The following is a 20,358-nucleotide window of genomic DNA, read 5'->3' on the forward strand; positions in this document are numbered from 1 at the left end:
CACGAGCTCATACACAATTGAAATTGCTCGTAATTTTCTCACCTCGATGATTCGGCGGCCTCGCCCGCCACCGTCTGAAATTCCGGCACGCCTCACAACAGCGTGCGCCTTTCGCTCCGGGATCGTAGTATTGTCGTCGGAAGCTGCCGACGCACGAGACCGAGGATCTTGCGTATCCGCTCGATCGCGGCGCTCGACGGGATGCACTCCAGAATTAGGCTGAGGATCGCGACTGCGGTCGGACGGCGCGGCAAATGGAGGACATGATGGCGTGGCGTGACGACAAGGCCCGGGCAACCCTGATCCGCGATGCAGCCGGCAGCGTGCCGCCGGGCAAGAGCCCGCGGGCCTTCGCCGAGCCCTTGTTCGGCTACAGCAATATCGAGGATCTCGACAATTACGATGCCGCCTCGCTTGCCGTCCTGGCGGAGCAAGCCTGGGAGCATGTGCAGCGGCGCACGTCGGGCAGCGCCGATATCCGCGTGGTCAATCCGACGTTGCCGAACGGGCGCGAGATTTCCGTGCTCGAGATTCTCAACGACAACATGCCTTTCCTGTACGACTCCACGATGGCGGAACTCGCCGAGCAGGGCATCGAAGTCACCCTCGTCGCCCACCCGATCATCGCCGTGGAGCGCGATGCCGAGGGCAAGCTGCTGCGGTTCTACGGCGAAGCACTGCCGGAGGGAGCAAGAGGCGCGCGCGAAAGCCTGATCCACCTCCACATCACCCGCCTGGACGCCGACGCCGATCGCCAGAAGCTGATCGACGGACTGACCAGGGCATTGAACAACGTCCGCGCCTGCGTCACCGACTGGCGCGCCATGCGCGACCGCGTCGAGGAGGCAATCAAGACGTTCGCCTCCAATCCGCCGCCGCTGCCGATCGACGAGGTCGCCGAAGCCAATCAGTTCCTGCAATGGCTCTGCGCGGACAATTTCACCTTCCTCGGCGTGCGCGAATATCGCTTCTCGCCCGACAGCGATGCGTCCGACGACATCACCAGCGGCGAAGGCCTCGGCATCCTGCGCGATCCCGACGTGAAGGTCCTGCGCCGCGGCACCGAAATGGTGGTGATGACATCGGAAATCCGCGAGTTCATGCACGAGCCGACCCTGCTGATCGTCATCAAGGCCAATGTCTCAAGCCTCGTCCATCGGCGCATCCGGATGGATTATGTGGGGATCAAGCTCTATGCACCCGACGGCCGGCTCGAAGGCGAATTGCGCGTCGTCGGCCTGTTTACCTCCGGCGCTTATACCCGCTCGGTGCGGCAGATCCCTTATGTGCGCCACAAGGTTGCGCGGGTGCTGCAGCGCGCCGGCTTCGACCCGAACGGCCACTCGGGCAAGGCGCTCATGCATATCCTCGAGGATTATCCGCGTGACGAGCTGTTCCAGATCGACGTCGACACGCTCTATAATTTCGTCATCGAGGTCCTGATCCTCTACGAGCGCCCGCGCGTCCGGGCGCTGGCACGGGTCGACAAATTCGACCGCTTCGTCTCCATCCTCACCTTCATTCCGCGCGACAAATACGACACCGACGTCCGCACGCGGGTCGGAGCCTTCCTGTCGCAGGTCTACAAGGGGACCCTGTCGGCGTCCTACGTATCGTTCCCCGAGGGCGCGCTTGCGCGCGTCCACTTCATCATCGGCCGCTATGAAGGCAAAACGCCCGTTGTCGAGCGCGCCGCGCTCGAAGCCGGCATCAGCGCCATTGCCGCGACCTGGACCGACAAGCTGAAGGCCGCGCTCACCGCGTCGACCGACGGCATGCGGGCGCGCATGATCGCCAATCGTTATGCCCAGGCCTTTAGCGGCGGCTATACCGAGGTTTTCACGGCGGAGCAGGCCATCGCCGATATCGCCACCATCGAAAGGCTGACGCCGGCCCGCCCGGTGACGATTTCGGTGCACCGCGACAAGGGCGAGGACGATCCCAGGCGCTTCGGCCTGAAGGTGTTCTCCGACGCCGCACCGCTATCGCTGTCCTATCGCGTGCCGGTGATCGAAAATCACGGCCTGCGCGTGGTCGACGAACGCACCTATCAGATCGTGCCCGGCAACCGGCCGGAACCGGTCTGGATGCATGAGATGACGATCGAGACCAGCGACGGCCAGCCGATCGAGATCAATCCGGAATTCAGCCATCGCTTGGAAGCCTCGATCATGGCGGTGGTCACGGATCGCGCCGAATCCGACGGATACAACGCCCTGATCCTGCGCACCGCGCTGGGCTGGCGCGAGGTCTCGACGATCCGGGCGCTGTCGCGCTATCTGCACCAGATCCGCGCCCCGTTCACCCAGGATTACATGTGGGAGACCTTGCGCAAGAACGCCGCGATCACGGCCACCCTCGTCGCACTGTTCCAGACCCGCCTCGATCCACGCCTCGTGCTTACCGATCGCGAGCGTTCGGCGCGCGAGACGGCGCTCCTTGCCGAGATCGAGGAGCAGCTCAAATCCGTCGCCTCGCTCGATGAAGACCGCATCCTGCGCCGCTTCACCAATCTGGTGCAGTCAACCATCCGCACCAATCTGTGGCAGATCGGCGAGGATGGACATCCGCGTCCGGTCATCTCCTTCAAGTTCGACGCGCGGCGGATCGACGATTTGCCGGCACCGCGGCCTCTCTACGAGATCTTCGTCTCCTCGCCGCGGGTTGAAGGCATTCACCTGCGCTTCGGCAAGGTCGCGCGCGGCGGCTTGCGCTGGTCCGACCGGCCGCAGGATTTCCGCACCGAGATCCTGGGTCTCGTGAAGGCGCAGCAGGTCAAGAACGCCGTGATCGTGCCGGTCGGCGCCAAGGGCGGTTTCGTGCCCAAGCGCCTGCCGCCGCCGTCCAATCGCGACGCCTGGCTCGCGGAAGGCACCGAGGCCTATCGCATCTTCGTGCGCTCGCTGCTCGAGCTCACCGACAATCTCGACGGCGACGCCGTCGTGCCGCCCGATTCCACCATGCGCCATGACGGCGACGACCCCTACCTCGTGGTCGCCGCCGACAAGGGCACCGCCACCTTCTCCGATGTCGCCAACGCGATCTCGGCCGAGAAGAACCATTGGCTCGGCGATGCGTTCGCCTCCGGCGGCAGCCAGGGCTACGACCACAAGAAGATGGGGATCACGGCGCGCGGCGCCTGGGAGGCGGTCAAGCGCCACTTCCGCGAGCTCGGCACCGACATTCAGACCATGCCGTTCACCGCTGCCGGCGTCGGCGACATGTCCGGCGACGTCTTCGGCAACGGCATGCTGCTCTCGCCGGCGACAAGGCTCGTGGCGGCGTTCGATCACCGCGACATCTTCATCGATCCCTCCCCCGACCCTTCGACCAGCTTCGCCGAGCGCAAGCGTCTGTTCGACCTGCCGCGATCGAGCTGGCAGGACTACAACAAGTCGCTGATCTCGCAGGGCGGCGGCGTGTTCTCGCGCACGCTCAAGGCGATCCCGCTCGCCCCGGAAGTCCGCAGCCTGCTCGATCTCGACAAGGAGCAGGCCACGCCGTTCGAGGTGATGACGGCGATCCTGAAAGCGCGCACGGACCTGTTGTGGTTTGGCGGCATCGGCACCTATATCCGTGCATCGGCAGAGAGCGACGATCAGGCCGGCGACCGCGCCAACGATCCGATCCGCATCGCAGGCACTGACGTTCGCGCCCGGGTGATCGGCGAAGGCGCCAATCTCGGCGTCACCCAGCGCGGCCGCATCGAAGCGGCACAAAAGGGCGTCAAGCTCAACACCGACGCCATCGACAATTCGGCCGGCGTCAACACCTCCGACGTCGAAGTCAATATCAAGGTCGCGCTGGCGCGCCCCGAGCGCGAGGGCCGCCTCAGCTTTGCCGACCGCAACAGCCTGCTGGCCGCGATGACCGACGAGGTCGGCACGCTGGTGCTGCGCAACAACTATCTGCAGACGCTGGCGCTCTCGCTCGCCGAGCGCAAGGGCGTGGCCGAGACCGGCTTCCTCACCCGCCTGATGCAGTCGCTCGAGCAGCGCGGCCTGCTCAGCCGCGCCGTGGAATTCCTGCCCGACGACGCCGCGCTCACCGAGCGGACACGGCGCGGCCAGGCCCTGACACGGCCCGAGCTTGCCGTGCTGCTCGCCTACGCCAAGCTGACGCTCTACGAGGACCTGCTCCTCACCAGCGTGCCTGATGATCCTTATCTCGCCCGCAGACTGTCCCTGTATTTTCCGCGCGAGGTTCCCGATAAATTCCCGGCCGCGGTCGAGCTCCATCGCCTGCGACGCGAGATCATCGCGACCAGTCTCGTCAATGCCGTGATCAACCGCGGCGGCCCGGCGTGTATCGTGCGCCTGACCGACGAGACCGACGCCGATATCTCCACCATCGTCATGGCGCAGGTGGCGGTGGACGCGATCTACGAGCTCAGGCGGCTCAATGACGCGATCGACGCGCTCGACACCCGCATCGACGGGCAGGTGCAGCTCGGCCTCTACGCGACGGTCCAGGACCTCCTGATTTCCCGCATGGTCTGGTACGTGCGCAATGTCGATTTCAAGGACGGCCTCGAGGCGGTGATCGGACGTTTTGGCCCGGGTATCCGCGAGATCGCGGCCTCCCTCGACACCACCCTGCCGCCGGACCTGCAGGCCGCGCGCGGCAAGCGGCGCCAGGAGCTCACCGATGCCGGCGTCCCGGCCGGCCTCGCCGGCGAGCTCGCCGATCTCGACCCTCTGATTGCGGCACCCGATATCGTGACGGTCGCCGAGCGCACCTCCCGCGCCATCGGCGATGCTGCCGCAACCTTCTTCGCTGCGGAAGCCAATTTCCGTCTCGACCGCATCATCGCCGCCGCGCGCAGCGTGCCGGCAAATGATTATTTCGAACGCATGGCGGTCGATCGCGCCGTCGAGCAGATCGCCGGCGCCGAACGAAGACTGGCCGCGGATATGCTGGCAACCGGCCAGTCCGGCCAGCAGGCCGTCGAGACCTGGCTCGCGGCTCACCCCGAAGCGGCGCGCATCCGTCGCTCGGTCGAAGAAATTGCGGCCAGCGGCCTGACGCTTGCCAAGCTGACGGTGGCGGCGAACCTGCTGGGGGACCTGGTCAAAGTCTGAGAGCGTGCGAGGCAGCGATGTGAAACTGAGCCGGCGAACGGAGGAACCCCATGATCCACGCCACTTGCCACACCGCCGATAATGTCCGCTGCATCGAGTTCGATGCCACACCGTGGTTCAGCGAGGCTGACGCTCCGAGCATTGTCGATCTGGCCCGACGAGGCTGGACCAGCACGGCGATTGCAGAGTCCCTCGAGCACCGACGAGGCTACGAAGGCCTGCACGACCTCGTCGAGTATGCGGCGAAGCGACTGCAATCGGAGTCCCTGGAGGACCCGACTTGGGAAACCTTCGCGTGCGTCGTCGATGGACCCGAGGCCGTCGCGTGGCTCAGGGAGAACCGGCCCAACGTTGTGGCAAGGATCCCGTAAGACACGAGAAGCGCAGCAAAAGCCACAATCGATCGGCGGCAAACGAAGCGGAAAGGCGCGCCCGGAACGATCTGAACCCCCGACTCGATTGCGGCATTCGAGCGCGAGGCCTATGCTCGCATCCGGCAATCACGCGGCCGCCCATCGTGCGGCGGGGCAGCCTCACGGTGGATGGCTCGCATATCCATCCGAAAGGCTGCGCCATGACCATTGCCCCCACGCTCCACCGATACCTGGCTGCCGAGAACATCCAGTATGTCGAGATCCCGCACGTTTTCACCATGTCATCCGCGCGCACGGCGCAGGCCTGCCACGTCTCGGGCGATCGTTTCGCCAAGGCCGTCGTGCTGCGCCATGACGGCGGCTATATGCTCGCGATCGTTCCGGCATCGCACCGTCTCAACTTGCCGGACTTGAAGGAGAAGCTCGGCGCGGATCTCGTGATGGCGAACGAAACCGAGATCAACAGGCTGTTCGCGGACTGCGCGCATGGAGCCGTTCCGGCGGTAGGCCGATGCTACGGGCTCGATCTCATCGTCGATGACAGCATCCGGGCGCAGCCCGAGATCTATATCGAGGCCGGCGACCATGAGACGCTGCTTCACCTGACGCATGCACAGTTCGAACGGCTGACGGCCAATGCGCCGCATGGACGCTTCAGCACGCACGGTTGACGCAGCATGGCAGCGGGATGATTTTTCCTGCGCCTTCGTCGCGGCGCGCGTGCGGTCGCGCCCGGTTCGTAGTATAATCGCGTCACGGGGGCTGCGTTCGCAACGGAGGTCCTCCATGAAGGTCAAGGACGTGATGCACAAGGGTGTCGATTGGGTCAGCCCGGACACCCCGATCACCGAGATCGCGAAGTTGATGCAAGGGCACGACATCGGCTGCATTCCGATCGGCGATGACGACCATCTGATCGGGATGGTGACCGATCGCGACATCGTCTGCAAAGGCCTCGCGAGCAAGAACTTCAACGCCGCGCGCATGACGGCGCGGGACGTGATGACCGAAGGCATCCATTGCTGCCGGGAAGACGACGATCTGGCGAAAGCCGTGCATCACATGGAGACGCTGAAAATCCGCAGGCTGCCCGTGATCAACAAGAGCAGGCGGATGGTCGGCATGATCAGCCTGGGCGATGTCAGCCAATTCGCCAGCGTTGATCTGTTGACCCAATGCGTCAAGGGCGTGTCGGCCCATCATTGATGGCGACCGCCACCCGGCGCCCGGAACTTCGTCACATCGCTCGCAGGACCCCGTTGCCGGCGAACGCGCACGCTATGATACGCGACCTGCCAAGAAGCTGCTCCGCCGTCTTCTCGTCCCCATTGTCACCTGCGCAGCTAATTCTTCAATTCGTTCCGCAGCTCATTCTTGGCGTTCCGCATCTTGCTCGCTCCCCTGAGCGGGGGCTTCGGCGGCGGAGTCGGATTCGCCCAGCCTGCCATCTGCAGGCAGGTGAGCAGATCGACATAGCTTTCTATTCCCCCTGCCGCAGCCTCGCCTTCGCAACTATCGCGCGCGGGGCCCGGAACAGTCAGCCAGGTCGAGCTCAGCTGTTGCTGCGCAATTGTCTCGTCACGCACGCACTCGCCGGCGTCCTGCGCCAGGGTGAGCCCTGAGGCCTTGTCGTCGGCGGAAACGTCCCGGCAAAGGGCTTCCACATTGAAGATGGGCACACGGTCTGAAATCGGAATCGTGGGCTGGCCAAGAAGCGACAGGACCAAGAGCGCTGCTTTCATAAAATCCTCCCTTGAATCGGGTTGGACGGGAAAGCTCGGGGAAAGTTAGGCCTGGTTTGTTTCCGGCCGGCTTCACCCGGCCGACAAAGGGTTTCGTCCTTGCCCGGCAGCGCATTGTGGCTTCCCGACGGACGCCGGTCGCGGCGCGTCACGGCCGATGACGAAGCTTACCCGGGTCTTCGCACGTAGAGCGAGATAAACCGGTCGATCATCGGGTTGATCTGCTCCGGCACCTCCAGCGACAGGAAATGTCCGGAGCCGACGGCCTTGGCCGTGACCAGCTGCGGGCACAGCTCCGCAAAACGATCCAGATCCGCGAGCCGATGGGCCGCTTCGATGTAGAGCACCGGGACCCGGCACGCCTGGGCGCATTCACGCGCCCGATGCACATCCCAGGGAAACAGACTTGTAAACGTGGACACCAGCACGTGCTGTGGCGTCGCCAGAAACGTCTGTTCAACATGGGCGCGGCATCGGTCGGTCGGCAGACAGGAGTCCGCCACGATTTTCCGTACCTCGTCCGCAAAATTCGCGCCCCTTAAGCCCTCCAGATACCCGGCGAACACCGTCCCTGCCGAGGCAGGGAAGAGCACCCCTGAGTCGAGCAGCACCAGGCCTGCAGGAAAGTCCGGATAGCGGGCGGCGATTTCGAGCGCCATGTTGCCACCCATGCTCTGACCCACGATGATCGGCTTTGTGATCTGCTGTCGGTTGCACAGAAAGACGAGATCGTCGGCGAAGCCTTCGATCGAATACGCCTGTTGCGGCTTGTCGCTCTCACCATGCCCCCGCAGCTCGGCATTCAATGCCCGACCTTGACGGGCGAAATACTCCATCTGCGGCGCAAAATGCGTGCGATCCCCGCCGAGGCCATGGACGAACAGGAATTGAAGCGGTCCCGCGCCGGCAATATCGAAGGACAGCTGGATTCCGTCATGCGCGAGCTTCATGGGTCATCTCCATATTCACCGACATGTCCACGCGTCTCTGGCGAGTCCTCAATCTAACCGGCGCCACACGGCCGATAAAGATGGGCACGACTGCTTCGCCATGGTGCCATGACGCTGCGGCCGACCAAGCGCACCGGCCGCACATTCGGCGATGCCACGCGATTTTTCGCTCCGCCGAGGCCGGCCGGAAAGGCCGTCACCAGCTCCAGGCTTACGCGGTGACGAACATGAGCAGCGGCGCGATGATCTCGCCCGGCGCAGAAATGGGAGGTTTTGGAGTGCCCAGTTTTGTAGCGGAATGGCGCGCCCGGAACGATTCGAACGTCCGACCCTCAGATTCGTAGTCTGATGCTCTATCCAGCTGAGCTACGGGCGCGTTTTTCGCAAACAGTGCGGGCTGGGCCCGCAGGCAGCCTCCGGACAGCGCCGGAGGGGTGCGAAAGAGCGCTCTGACTAACCGCTCTTGCCTCGATTGGCAAGGTCCGGGAGGGGGAGATTTTACAGAGAGGTGACGATTTCCCGGGCGGGTCGCTGGCCGACTACGCCCTCTGCCGCTCGTTGCGGATGGAGAGGAGTTCCACGGGGCGGTCGGGGATGACGATCCGGAAGGTGGCGCCGATGGTGCCCTCGACCAGATGGATCTCGCCGCCATGGGCACGGACCAGCTCGGCGGCGATCGCCAAGCCAAGCCCGCTGCCGCCGGGGCGGCCGGAGGTCTGGAACGCCTCGAACAGATGGTCCCGGGTCTTCTGGGGGACGCCGGGGCCGGTGTCGGAGACCTCCAGGATGGCGACGGCACCTTCGCGCTTTCCCGTGATCCGGATCTGCTGCGCCCCGCCATCGCCCGACGAATGGCTTTCCAGCGCCTGGGCGGCGTTGCGGACGAGGTTGAGCAGCACGCGGAAGAGCTGGTCGGGATCGGCATCGACCGCGAGCCCGCGCTCGATCGCGGCCACCCAGGCGATCGAGGCGTCGGTGGCGAGGCCCGCGGTTTCGCGCACCTCCAGCACCACGGGCTCGATCATGATCATGCGGCGGTCGGGAGCCGCTTCCTGGGCGCGGCCGTAGGACAGCGTCGACTGGCAGAAGGCGATGGCGCGCTCGAGCGAGCGCACCAGCTTCGGCGCAAAGCGCTGCACCCGCGGATCCGGCACGCTGGCGAGCTGGTCGGACAGGAGCTGGGCCGACGCGAGCAGATTGCGCAGATCGTGGTTGATCTTGGAGACGGCGAGGCCGAGGGCGGCGAGCCGGCTCTTCTGGTGCAGCATCGACATCAGGTCGCGCTGCATGTCCGACAATTCGCGCTCGGCGACGCCTATTTCATCGCTGCGCTGGCTCGGCACAATGATCCGCGCCGAGCTTTCGGGGTTTTCGTGGAAGCCGACCAGGCTCGCGGTCAGCCGCCGCATCGGGCGCACGAAGAGATAATGCAGCACGAGATAGACGAGGCCCGCGGTCAGCACCGCGATGATCAGCGCGACCACCACGACGTTGCGGGAGAAGCGATACATCTGCTGCCGCAGCGGCAGCTCATCGGTCACGATCTCGATGAACTGGGCATTGCCGACGCCGGGCCCGACGATGCGGATGGCCTGGTTGCCGGTCTCCAGCATCATCCGGAACGAGCCGGTGATCGCCTCCCACACCGTCATGTCGCGCAGGTCGATGTCATGCTCGATGGCCGTGGGAAGGTTGTCGCTGGCGAGCAGCCGTCGCTGCTGCCCCATCTTGATGGCGACGGCACGCGCATTGATGCTTTTCAGGATCTCGCGCGACAGCGACTCCGGGACCATGCCGAGCGGGGCGGCGTCGAGCACCAGCGCGGCGGTGTTAGCCGCCGCGACGCGGTCATTGAGCCGGTTGACCCAGAAGTTGGCGATGGCGGGCACGTAGAGCAGGACAGCGGCAATCATCACCAGCGGGACGGTGAGCAGCAGCAGCTTGCCGGATAGCCCGAGCCCGCTGGGCCCACGCGGCCGCATCGCCGGCTGGCCCGGCTGATCCGTATCCTGGACCGGCTGGAGGTCTGTCGCTGCCACGAAGTTCGCCCCTGTTGGCTTTGTAATAGAGCCTGGCTGATGAAGGATGCGACCCGGCCGGGGGCCGGTCAAATTACGGATCGCTAATCTCTCAAGGTGGGATGTAAGCTCTGATATCGCGAGTCGCCACCTCAAGGGTTAAAAACCCCGCACAAACAGTGATATTCACCGGAACAGCGCGCTCTTGCGACGTTGACGAAAAGAAGACGCTCGCATATAAGCCGCGCAAATTGTCCGCGATGACCCGGTGCGCACGCCGGGAGCGGCTCTCTTGGGGCCGAAAAGGGCCCGTTTTGGGCCGCATCTTCCGGACTTTATCATCAATTCTACAGGCAAATTGCCCGGTCAGCGGAGAAAAACCCGTGAAGCGGACTTATCAACCCAGCAAACTGGTGCGCAAGCGCCGTCACGGCTTCCGTGCCCGTCTCGCCACTGCCGGCGGCCGCAAGGTTCTCGCCGCCCGCCGCGCCCGCGGCCGCAAGCGTCTGAGCGCCTGAGCCGGACCCCCATTTTTGGGATTTCATCATGGATCGGCTGAGGCAGCGAGCGGATTTCCTCGCCGTTGCCAATGGCGCGCGGGCGAATAGTCCCGCGTTCGTCCTGCAAAGCCGCCGCCGCGACGACAGCGGCCCGATCCGGATCGGCTTCACCGTTACCAAAAAGAACGGCAACGCCCCCCAGCGCAATCGCATCCGGCGCCGGCTTCGCGAATTGGTGAAGCGGCTCGACCCGGTGTCGATGCAGCCCCATCATGACTATGTACTGGTTGGCCGAAGGGACGCGCTCTCGCGCGACTTCGCCACCATGCTCGACGATCTGCGCATAGCGTTCACGAAGCCTGCGCGGCATACGCACAAGGGACGCGGCCCAAGAACCGACGGCTCAAGGCCCGGCCCCGCTCCTGCGACCAGCCGCAAACCGGATTGATGACGAGACAATAGTGATGACCGACAATCGCAATACCATCCTCGCCGTCATTCTGTCGGGCCTCGTCCTGATCGCCTGGCAATATTTCTACAATGTGCCGGCGATGGAGAAGCAGCGCGCCCAGCAGCAGGCGCAGGCCGAGCTCCAGAAGAACACGCCGCAGCCGACGGCCTCCGCAACGCCGGGCGCCGCGCCGCAGCCCGGCAGCGCGGCCCAGCCGGCAACACCGGCCGCGAACCAGGCCCAGCCGGTCGTTTCCCGCGAAAGCGCGATTGCAGCCAGCCCGCGCGTGAAGATCGACACGCCGCGGATTGCCGGCAGCATCTCGCTGAAGGGCGGCCGCATCGACGACATTGCGCTGGTGCAATACCGCGAGACGGTCGACCCGAAGTCGCCGCCGATCGTGCTCTATTCGCCCTCGGGCACCGCAGAACCCTATTACGCCGAGTTCGGCTGGGTGCCGGCGACGGGCGTGACGGCCAAGCTGCCGGACGCCCAGACCCTCTGGCAGCAGGACGGCAGCGGCAGCCTGACGCCGACGACGCCGGTGGTGCTGAAGTGGGACAATGGCGAGGGCCTCACCTTCCGCCGTACCATCGCGGTCGACGACCATTATCTCTTCACGCTCAAGGACGAGGTGAGCAATGTCGGCAACGCGCCTGTTACGCTCTACCCGTTCGCGCTGATCTCGCGCCACGGCACGCCGCAGGTCTCCGGCTATTACATCCTGCATGAAGGCCTGATCGGCTATCTCGATGGCTTGCAGGAATACGCCTACAAGAAGATCGACGAAGCCAAGGCGGTGAACTTCAAGGCCACCAATGGCTGGCTCGGCATCACCGACAAGTACTGGGCTTCGGCGCTGCTGCCGGACACCAGTGCGCAGCTCCAGGCGCGTTTCTCGTCGAACCCGGTCGGCAACGTCCACACCTACCAGACCGATTATTTGCTCGACCCCGTCACCGTCGCGATCGGCGGCACCGCGACCGCGAACGCGCGGCTGTTCGCCGGCGCCAAGGAAGCCGGCGTCGTCGGCGTGTTCCCGTTCGCCGGTCTCGGCGGCTACAACAAGGAACTCGGCCTCAACCATTTCGATCTGCTGATCGACTGGGGCTGGTTCTACTTCATCACCAAGCCGATGTTCCTCGGCCTCGACTTCTTCTACCGCTTCTTCGGCAATTTCGGCATCTCGATCCTGCTCGTCACCGTGATCGTCAAGCTGCTGTTCTTCCCGCTGGCCAACAAGTCCTACGCCTCGATGGCGAAGATGAAGTCGGTCCAGCCGCAGCTTCAGGCGCTGAAAGAGCGCTTTCCCGACGACAAGGTGAAGCAGCAGCAGGAGATGATGGAGATCTACCGCAAGGAGAAGATCAATCCGGTCGCCGGCTGTCTTCCCGTGGTGATCCAGATCCCCGTGTTCTTCTCGCTCTACAAGGTGCTGTTCGTCACCATCGAGATGCGGCACGCGCCGTTCTTCGGCTGGATCAAGGACCTCTCCGCGCCGGATCCGACCAATCTCTTCACCCTGTTCGGCCTGATCCCGTTCGATCCGACGACGATCCCGGTGTTCGGCCACTACCTCGCGCTCGGCATCTGGCCGATCATCATGGGCATCACGATGTGGTTCCAGATGAAGCTGAACCCGACGCCGCCGGATCCGACCCAGCAGCTGATCTTCAACTGGATGCCGCTGATCTTCACCTTCATGCTGGCGGGCTTCCCGGCGGGTCTCGTGATCTACTGGGCCTGGAACAACACGCTCTCGGTGCTCCAGCAGAGCTTCATCATGCGCCGCAACGGCGTGAAGGTGGAGCTGTTCGACAATCTCAAGGCGACGTTCGCGAAGAAGGCGACGTAGCGCCGTCATTGTTGGGCGCAAATGCCTCCACATCGTCATGCCCGGGCTTGTCCCGGGCATCCACGTTTTGGAGGGTACCGTGTGAACAGACGTGGATGGCCGGGACAAGCCCGGCCATGACGAGAGGTGAGATCTTCGCATGACCGACGACAAAGATGCGAAGCTGATCGAGACCGGGCGAAAGCTGTTCACCCGCGACTGGCAGTTCATCTGGGCCTCGCCCTCGATTGCGACGCTGCCGCCGATGGATGGGCTGGAGATCGCCTTTGCCGGCCGCTCCAATGTCGGCAAGTCCAGCCTGATCAACGCGCTGACCGGCCGCAACGCGCTTGCGCGCACCTCGCACACGCCGGGCCGCACCCAGGAGCTGATCTTCTTCGAGGTCCCCGGCAAGAAGGACCTGCGCCTCGTCGACATGCCCGGCTACGGCTACGCCAAGGCACCGAAGACGCAAGTCGCGTCCTGGACCGAGCTGATCCACAAATTCCTGCTGGGGCGCGCCTCGCTCGCGCGCGTCTACGTGCTGATCGACGCGCGGCATGGCCTCAAGGACGTCGATCTCGAAATCCTGGGGACGCTTGACCGTTCCGCAGTGAGCTACCAGATCGTGCTGACCAAGGCCGACCAGGTGAAGGCGTCCGAGCTTGAGTCCCGCATCACCGAGACCGAGGCCGCGCTGGCAAAACATCCGGCGGCGTTTCCGAACGTGCTCGCGACCTCGTCGCGGAGCTCGACCGGCATGGCCGAACTGCGCGCCGCGATGGCGAAGCTGCTGGAAGAGCGAACCTCGTGACGCCTGCATTCCGCCTGCTGATTGGGCTTGCCGGTTTGATGGGCGCCGCCGGCGTCGCGCTGGCCGCCGCATCCGCCCATGGCGCCGACGCCAGCCGGCTCGCCTCCGCCAGCGCCATGCTGCTGTTTCACGCAACTGCCATACTCGCAGGCGTCGCCCTGCTCGCGCGCGGCCTTCTGCACGGCGGAATTGGCCTCGTCGCGGCGTTCGGCTTCGTGATCGGCGCCGCGCTGTTCGCGGGCGATCTGACCTTGCGGCAATATGCCGGCCATTCGCTGTTTCCGTATGCCGCGCCGACGGGTGGGACGGTGATGATCCTGAGCTGGGTGGCGGTGACGCTCGCGGCCGTGGTGGCCAAGCGCAGCCCGTAGCGCCCGTAGCCCGGATGGAGCGAAGCGCAATCCGGGGCCGAATTCGCGGCTAGATTCCCGGATTACGCTTCGCTCCATCCGGGCTACGCGCCTGCGTCCGGGGCATGAAGACCACTTTGCGCCGCGCCCGCCAATCGGATAGAACGCGCACCGACAGTCCCGCCAGCGAGATCCGCCTCATGACCGACATCTCCCCGCTCGACCAGGCCCGCATCCTGTCCGAAGCGCTGCCGCACATGCAGCAGTATGACGAGGAAACCATCGTCATCAAATATGGCGGCCATGCCATGGGCGACGAGGAGACCGCGAAGAACTTTGCCCGCGACATCGTTCTGCTCGAGCAGACCGCGATCAACCCGGTGGTGGTGCATGGCGGCGGGCCGCAGATCGCGACCATGCTCAAGCGCCTCGGCATCCAGTCGGAGTTCGCAGCAGGCCTGCGCATCACCGATGCCGCGACCATCGAGATCGTCGAGATGGTGCTGGCCGGCTCCGTCAACAAGCAGATCGTCGGCTACATCAACGAAGCCGGCGGCAAGGCCGTGGGCCTGTCGGGCAAGGACGCCAACATGGTGAAGGCGTCGAAGACGACGCGCACCATCGTCGATCCGGGTTCGAACATCGAGAAGGCGATCGATCTCGGCTTCGTCGGCGACCCCGAGAAGGTCGACCTCACGCTGCTCAACCAGCTGATCGGCTATGAGCTGATCCCGGTGCTGGCGCCGCTCGCGACCTCGAAGGAAGGCCAGACGCTCAACGTCAATGCCGACACCTTTGCCGGCGCGGTCGCCGGCGCGCTGAAGGCGAAGCGCCTGCTGCTGCTCACCGACGTGCCGGGCGTGCTCGACAAGTCGAAGAAGCTGATCCCGCAGCTTTCGGTGAAGGACGCGCGAAAACTGATCGCCGACGGCACCATTTCCGGCGGCATGATTCCGAAGGTCGAGACCTGCATCTACGCGCTCGAACAGGGCGTGGAGGGCGTCGTCATCATCGACGGCAAGATGCAGCACGCGGTGCTGCTCGAGCTCTTCACCAACACGGGCACGGGAACGCTGATCCATAAGTGATGATGAGCGGGCCAAAGCAAGCCGTCATGGCCGGGCTTGTCCCGGCCATCCACGACCTTTCGTCTCGCGCCAAGAACGTGGATGCCCGGCACAAGGCCGGGCATGACGAGTTGAGGGCTCGGCGACATCGTCGCTCGACCCGGACCCGTTTCCTGATGACACTGCCCGCCGCGGCCGTCTCGTTCTTCTTCTCCTCCGCGCCCGCCCTGGCCGACCTGAAGATCTGCAACCGCATGTCCTATGTCGTCGAGGCCGCGATCGGCATCGACGACAAGGCGGCGACCGCGACGCGCGGCTGGTTCAGGATCGATCCCGCCACCTGCCGCGTCGTGGTGCAGGGCACGCTGACCGCCGACCGCATCCTGCTCAACGCCCGCGCGCTCGGCGTCTACGGCGCCTCGCCGATCCCGCAGAACGGCAGCGACATGCTGTGCGTGGCGCAGGACAATTTCGTCATCGCGGCTGCGCGGCAATGCCGCAGCGGCCAGACCCAGGCCGCGTTCACCCAGATCACGCCGACGCAAGCCGCGGACGGCAATTTCACGGCCTATCTCGCCGAGGATTCCGAATATGACGACGAGCAGGCGCGCCTCGCCGGCATCCAGCGGCTGCTGGTGATCGCGGGCTACGACGCTGCGCCGATCGACGGCGTCGACGGGCCTAAGACGCAAGCAGCACTTGCCGCCTTCCTGAAGAGCCGCGGACTGGCGGCGGACATCATGTCGTCGCCGAACTTCTTCAAGACCATGGTCGATGCGGTGCAGACGCCTTCTGCGACCGGCCTCACCTGGTGCAACGACACGCCGCACAAGGTGATGGCGGCGGTCGCCACCGACGACGGCAAGTCCGTGACGAGCCGCGGCTGGTACCGCATCGATCCCAAGACGTGCCTGCACCCCGATGTGACCGGGCAGCCGAAGCAGATCTTCAGCTTCGCGGAAGCCATCGATGCCGACAACCGCGTCATTAAGCTGAAGGACAAGCCACTGAACTGGGGCGGCGACAGGCAGCTCTGCACGCGCGAGACCAAGTTCGAGACCAACGAGCAGGCCGATTGCGGCGCGCGCGGATTCGCGGCGACGGGTTTTGGCGTGGTGGACATGTCGAGCGGCGGCAAGACGCTGCGCTTTGCGATGCCGTGATGGGTCAGACCGCGCCACAAACTCCGCTGTCGTCCCCGCGAACGCGGGGACCCATAACCACATGCCGCAGTTGTTGGGCACGATGTAACTACGATCCCGCAAACGATTCCTCCCTGTGGTTATGGGTCCCGGATCTGCGCTTACGCTTGTCCGGGACGACAGCGGAGAGTGGGGCGGCGCTTGCACCCAACCGATAGAGATTTGATATGACCTCCTCGCGCACCTTTACGCACGTCGACACCTGGGTGTTCGACCTCGACAACACGCTCTACCCGCACCACGTCAATCTGTGGCAGCAGGTCGACGCGCGGATCGGGGAGTTCGTCTGCAACTGGCTGAACGTCGGTCCGGAGGAAGCGCGCAGGATCCAGAAGGATTATTATCAGCGCTTCGGCACCACCATGCGCGGCATGATGACCCTGCACGGCGTGCACGCCGACGACTACCTCGCCTACGTCCACAAGATCGACCACTCGCCGCTGGAGCCCAACCCGGCGCTCGGCGAGGCCATCGCAAAACTGTCGGGGCGCAAGCTGATCCTGACCAACGGCTCGGTCGACCATGTCGATGCCGTGCTGGCGCGGCTCGGCCTGGCAACGCATTTCGACGGCGTGTTCGACATCATCGCCGCCGGGTTCGAGCCGAAGCCGTCGCCGCTGACCTATCAAAAATTCCTCGCCGACCATGCGGTCGATCCGACCAAGGCCGCGATGTTCGAGGACCTCGCCCGCAACCTCACCGTCCCGCACGCGCTCGGCATGACCACCGTGCTGGTGGTGCCTGACGGCACCAAGGAAGTGGTGCGGGAGGACTGGGAACTGGAGGGCCGGGACGCGCCCCATGTCGACCACGTCACGGATGACCTGACGGGCTTTTTAGCGGGACTGTTGCCCAAATAGCCGCCGTCGTCCCGGGGCGCGAAGCGAGCCCGGGACGACGGCGGAGTATGCCTTGACTCCTCCCCGGCAAATCCCGAAAAAGCGCCCCAATCCGTCAAAATTCTCATTTCCTAGAGGAAATCCCGATGTCCCTGTCCGCTCTCGAATCCACCATCAACAGCGCCTTCGACGCGCGTGACGGCATCTCGACCTCGACCAAGGGCGAGGTGCGCGAGGCCGTGGACCAGGCGCTGGAGATCCTGGACAAGGGCGAGGCCCGCGTCGCCGAGCGCGGAGCCGACGGCAAGTGGAAGGTCAATCAGTGGCTGAAGAAGGCCGTGCTGCTCTCCTTCCGCCTCAACGACATGGGCGTCATTCCCGGCGGTTCCGGCAAGGCGACCTGGTGGGACAAGGTGCCCTCGAAGTTCGAGGGCTGGGGCGAGAACCGTTTTCGCGATGCCGGTTTTCGCGCGGTGCCGGGTTCGGTCGTCCGCCGCTCGGCCTTCATCGCCAAGAACGTCGTGCTGATGCCGTCCTTCGTCAATCTCGGCGCTTATGTCGATGAGAGCACCATGGTCGACACCTGGGCCACCGTCGGCTCCTGCGCGCAGATCGGCAAGCGCGTGCACATCTCCGGCGGCGCCGGCATCGGCGGCGTGCTCGAGCCGCTGCAGGCCGAGCCCGTGATCATCGAGGACGACTGCTTCATCGGCGCGCGCAGCGAGGTCGCCGAAGGCGTGATCGTGCGCAAGGGCGCGGTGCTGGCGATGGGCGTGTTTTTGGGCGCCTCGACCAAGATCGTCGATCGCGAGACCGGCGAGATCTTCATCGGCGAAGTGCCTGAGTATTCGGTGGTGGTGCCCGGCGCCCTGCCCGGCAAGCCGATGAAGAACGGCCAGATCGGCCCGAGCACCGCCTGCGCCGTGATCGTCAAGCGCGTCGACGAGCGCACGCGCTCGAAGACCAGCATCAACGAGCTGTTGCGGGATTGATCGGCGCCACCAGCGCCATTCCCTTACCGTCACCCTGAGGTGGCCGCCCCTTCGGCGGCCCTCGAAGGGCGACGGCCCGGCTGCGGCCACATCCCGGCCGCCCATCCTTCGAGGCTCCCGGCGCGATGCTTTGCATCGCGCCACTCGCACCTCCAGCGACAGCGGCTTCGCCGCTGCGCGGGGATGACGGGTTTGATACCGTATCGAACCCTCCTTCTCCCCATCGCGACCAATCACCGGACGGCCTCCGCTGCCCGGAACCTTCGCCATGGACTGGACCTGGTACCTCTTCCGCTTCGACGGCCGCATCAACCGCGCTTTGCTGTGGCAGGCGCTGCTCATCGTCGCGCTGCTGGCGGCCCTGCTCGGCGTGATCGGTCACGTGATCCACCTCATCAACGCCGAGGGGGCGTTGAAGCTATCCCTGAAACTCGATTTCGACTTCGGCCTCGACGACCTCTTCAAGCTGGTCGATCCCCGGGCCTATCTCTCGCTGGCGCCCGTTGATCGCACCAACCTGATCCTGAAGGCGTTCGGCTTGTCGCTGTTCCTCTGGATCTATCTCGCGACTGCGATCAAGCGGCTGCATGATCGCGACAGGAGTGGCTGGTGGCTCGTTCCGTTCTTCTTCCTGCCCGGCCTGTACGGCCAATTCTCGGACCTGCCGCCGAACTCCACCTGGATGCTTCCGTTCTGGCTGGTCGCGTCCATCCTGTGGCTGTGGGGGTTTGTCGAGATGTTCATCGTATCAGGCAGCGTCGGCGATAACCGGTTCGGTCCTGATCCATTGGCCAAGACCGAGGACGGCTCGTCCCCTGCAAAAAGCTGGGACCAGCAAAGCGAGCTCGAATTGGTGCCGCCCAGCGCTAGCCCACCCGGCGGCATGCATGTTAAGCGGAGCGCATGACCGATGCTCTCTCGATTGCCCGCGATCTCATCCGCTGCCCCTCGGTAACTCCGGCCGATGCCGGTGCGTTGGGCGTGCTTGAGAAAGCCCTCAACGCTGCCGGCTTCACTTGTCACCGTGTGACCTTCTCCGAACCCGGCACCGCCGACGTCGACAATCTCTATGCGCGGATCGGCACCGAAGGCCCGCACATCACCTTCGCCGGCCACACCGACGTGGTGCCACCCGGTGACGAGAGCGCCTGGAGCGTCGGCGCGTTCTCGGGTGAGGTGAAGGACGGCTTTCTGCACGGCCGCGGCGCGGTCGACATGAAGGGCGGCATCGCCTGCTCGGTCGCAGCCGTGCTCGAGCATCTCGCCGCGAATGGCGGCACGCCGCGCGCCGATGGAAAGGGCTCGATCTCGTTCCTGATCACCGGCGACGAGGAAGACGTCTCCATCAACGGCACCATCAAGCTGCTGAAATGGGCCGCGGAGCGCGGCGAAAAGTTCGACCATTGCGTGCTTGGCGAACCCTCCAACGTCGAGACGCTCGGCGACACCATCAAGGTCGGCCGCCGCGGCTCGCAATCCGGTACGCTCTATGTCGACGGCGTGCAGGGCCATGTCGCCTATCCGCACCGCGCGTCCAATCCGGTGCCTGATATCTCGCGGCTGATCGTGGCGATCAGCGACGAGCCGCTCGACCATGGCAGCGCGCAATTCCAGGCCTCCAATCTCGAATTCACCTCGGTGGACGTCGGCAACAAGGCCAACAACGTCATCCCCGGCGAGGCCCGCGCAAAATTCAACATCCGCTACAACGACAACCACACCCAGGCATCCTTGCGCGAGCTGGTCGAGACGCGCCTGACGAAAGCCTGCGGCAACCGCATCAAGGCCCGCATCGTCTGGGAGCCCTCGAACTCGAACGTGTTCGTGACCAAGCCCGGCCCGTTCACCGACCTCGCGGTCTCCGCGATCGAGGAGGTCACGGGCCGCAAGCCAGAGCTGTCGACCTCAGGCGGCACCTCGGACGCGCGCTTCATCTCGAGCTACTGCCCGGTGATCGAGTTCGGCCTGGTCGGCCAGACCATGCACCAGGTCGACGAGCGCGTGCCGGTGGTGGATTTGGAGAGACTGACGCAGGTGTATCGGGGGATACTGACGCGGTATTTTGGGTAGAAGCTACTGCCGCCTCGCCCTCCGCCGTCATCGCCCGCGAAGGCGGGCGATCCAGTACTCCGAGACGACAGTGA

18 protein-coding genes and 1 tRNA gene are annotated in these 20,358 nt (G+C 64.8%); 15 read left to right on the forward strand and 4 right to left on the reverse strand.

Annotated features, from left to right (window positions below):
• Positions 1-254: 254 nt before the first annotated feature.
• From ABIB99_RS24890 to ABIB99_RS24905, 4 genes are all read left to right on the forward strand, one after another.
• Positions 255-5,081 carry an NAD-glutamate dehydrogenase gene (locus tag ABIB99_RS24890; protein WP_354177827.1) on the forward strand — a complete coding sequence of 1,609 codons (4,827 nt, stop codon included), beginning with the start codon at positions 255-257 and terminating at the stop codon, positions 5,079-5,081.
• A gap of 50 nt (positions 5,082-5,131) precedes the next feature.
• Entirely contained in the window at positions 5,132-5,452 is a 321-nt protein-coding gene (locus tag ABIB99_RS24895; protein ID WP_063979802.1) for a hypothetical protein, read from the forward strand.
• Positions 5,453-5,655: 203 nt separating this feature from the next.
• A complete protein-coding gene (locus tag ABIB99_RS24900; protein WP_028148973.1) occupies positions 5,656-6,126 on the forward strand; it encodes an aminoacyl-tRNA deacylase in 471 nt (156 codons plus the stop codon).
• A 115-nt stretch (positions 6,127-6,241) separates the two neighbouring features.
• Complete coding sequence (locus ABIB99_RS24905; RefSeq protein WP_063979803.1) at positions 6,242-6,661, forward strand: CBS domain-containing protein; 420 nt, start codon at positions 6,242-6,244, stop codon at positions 6,659-6,661.
• Between the two features lie 137 nt (positions 6,662-6,798).
• Here the strand turns inward: ABIB99_RS24905 and ABIB99_RS24910 are convergent, their stop codons facing one another.
• The 4 genes from ABIB99_RS24910 to ABIB99_RS24925 all read right to left on the reverse strand — a co-directional run bounded on the left by ABIB99_RS24910 (position 6,799) and on the right by ABIB99_RS24925 (position 10,186).
• Positions 6,799-7,197, reverse strand: a complete 399-nt coding sequence (locus ABIB99_RS24910) for a hypothetical protein (RefSeq protein WP_166348333.1) — start codon at positions 7,195-7,197, stop codon at positions 6,799-6,801.
• A 167-nt stretch (positions 7,198-7,364) separates the two neighbouring features.
• Positions 7,365-8,147, reverse strand: a complete 783-nt coding sequence (locus ABIB99_RS24915) for an alpha/beta fold hydrolase (RefSeq protein ID WP_354177828.1) — start codon at positions 8,145-8,147, stop codon at positions 7,365-7,367.
• A 299-nt stretch (positions 8,148-8,446) separates the two neighbouring features.
• Positions 8,447-8,523: transfer RNA gene (locus ABIB99_RS24920), tRNA-Arg, on the reverse strand.
• Positions 8,524-8,686: 163 nt separating this feature from the next.
• The gene (locus ABIB99_RS24925) at positions 8,687-10,186 is read right to left on the reverse strand and encodes an ATP-binding protein (RefSeq protein WP_354177829.1); all 1,500 of its coding nucleotides are present in this window, start codon (positions 10,184-10,186) and stop codon (positions 8,687-8,689) included.
• A gap of 362 nt (positions 10,187-10,548) precedes the next feature.
• On the opposite strand from ABIB99_RS24925, the gene rpmH reads away from it, so the two are divergent.
• From rpmH to dapE, 11 genes are all read left to right on the forward strand, one after another.
• On the forward strand, positions 10,549-10,683 hold the full coding sequence (rpmH, locus tag ABIB99_RS24930; protein ID WP_008542748.1) for a 50S ribosomal protein L34: 135 nt from the start codon (positions 10,549-10,551) through the stop codon (positions 10,681-10,683).
• 28 nt (positions 10,684-10,711) lie between these two features.
• Positions 10,712-11,113 (forward strand): ribonuclease P protein component, encoded by a 402-nt coding sequence (gene rnpA, locus ABIB99_RS24935; protein WP_354177831.1) that lies wholly within the window; start codon positions 10,712-10,714, stop codon positions 11,111-11,113.
• A 16-nt stretch (positions 11,114-11,129) separates the two neighbouring features.
• Positions 11,130-12,971: a membrane protein insertase YidC gene (gene yidC, locus ABIB99_RS24940; RefSeq protein ID WP_063979809.1), complete on the forward strand. Its 1,842-nt coding sequence runs from the start codon at positions 11,130-11,132 to the stop codon at positions 12,969-12,971.
• Positions 12,972-13,110: 139 nt separating this feature from the next.
• Positions 13,111-13,764: a ribosome biogenesis GTP-binding protein YihA/YsxC gene (yihA, locus tag ABIB99_RS24945; protein WP_063979810.1), complete on the forward strand. Its 654-nt coding sequence runs from the start codon at positions 13,111-13,113 to the stop codon at positions 13,762-13,764.
• Positions 13,761-14,135 carry a DUF423 domain-containing protein gene (locus tag ABIB99_RS24950; RefSeq protein ID WP_502917511.1) on the forward strand — a complete coding sequence of 125 codons (375 nt, stop codon included), beginning with the start codon at positions 13,761-13,763 and terminating at the stop codon, positions 14,133-14,135. The genes yihA and ABIB99_RS24950 overlap by 4 nt, the downstream gene beginning before the upstream one ends.
• 179 nt (positions 14,136-14,314) lie before the next feature.
• Positions 14,315-15,202 carry an acetylglutamate kinase gene (gene argB, locus ABIB99_RS24955; protein ID WP_028148983.1) on the forward strand — a complete coding sequence of 296 codons (888 nt, stop codon included), beginning with the start codon at positions 14,315-14,317 and terminating at the stop codon, positions 15,200-15,202.
• A gap of 155 nt (positions 15,203-15,357) precedes the next feature.
• Positions 15,358-16,344, forward strand: coding sequence for a DUF1036 domain-containing protein (locus tag ABIB99_RS24960; RefSeq protein WP_354177832.1), 987 nt, complete (start codon positions 15,358-15,360; stop codon positions 16,342-16,344).
• A 206-nt stretch (positions 16,345-16,550) separates the two neighbouring features.
• Entirely contained in the window at positions 16,551-17,243 is a 693-nt protein-coding gene (locus ABIB99_RS24965) for a pyrimidine 5'-nucleotidase (RefSeq protein ID WP_354177833.1), read from the forward strand.
• Positions 17,244-17,368: 125 nt separating this feature from the next.
• On the forward strand, positions 17,369-18,214 hold the full coding sequence (dapD, locus tag ABIB99_RS24970; RefSeq protein WP_063979813.1) for a 2,3,4,5-tetrahydropyridine-2,6-dicarboxylate N-succinyltransferase: 846 nt from the start codon (positions 17,369-17,371) through the stop codon (positions 18,212-18,214).
• Positions 18,215-18,482: 268 nt separating this feature from the next.
• Positions 18,483-19,121, forward strand: coding sequence for a DUF805 domain-containing protein (locus tag ABIB99_RS24975; RefSeq protein WP_354177834.1), 639 nt, complete (start codon positions 18,483-18,485; stop codon positions 19,119-19,121).
• Positions 19,118-20,284 (forward strand): succinyl-diaminopimelate desuccinylase, encoded by a 1,167-nt coding sequence (dapE, locus tag ABIB99_RS24980; RefSeq protein WP_354177835.1) that lies wholly within the window; start codon positions 19,118-19,120, stop codon positions 20,282-20,284. Before ABIB99_RS24975 ends, dapE begins: the two co-directional genes overlap by 4 nt.
• The last annotated feature ends 74 nt before the right edge of the window (positions 20,285-20,358 follow it).

The sequence above is a fragment of the Bradyrhizobium sp. LA6.1 genome (genome assembly GCF_040547805.1).
GTDB classification, from domain to species: domain Bacteria; phylum Pseudomonadota; class Alphaproteobacteria; order Rhizobiales; family Xanthobacteraceae; genus Bradyrhizobium; species Bradyrhizobium barranii.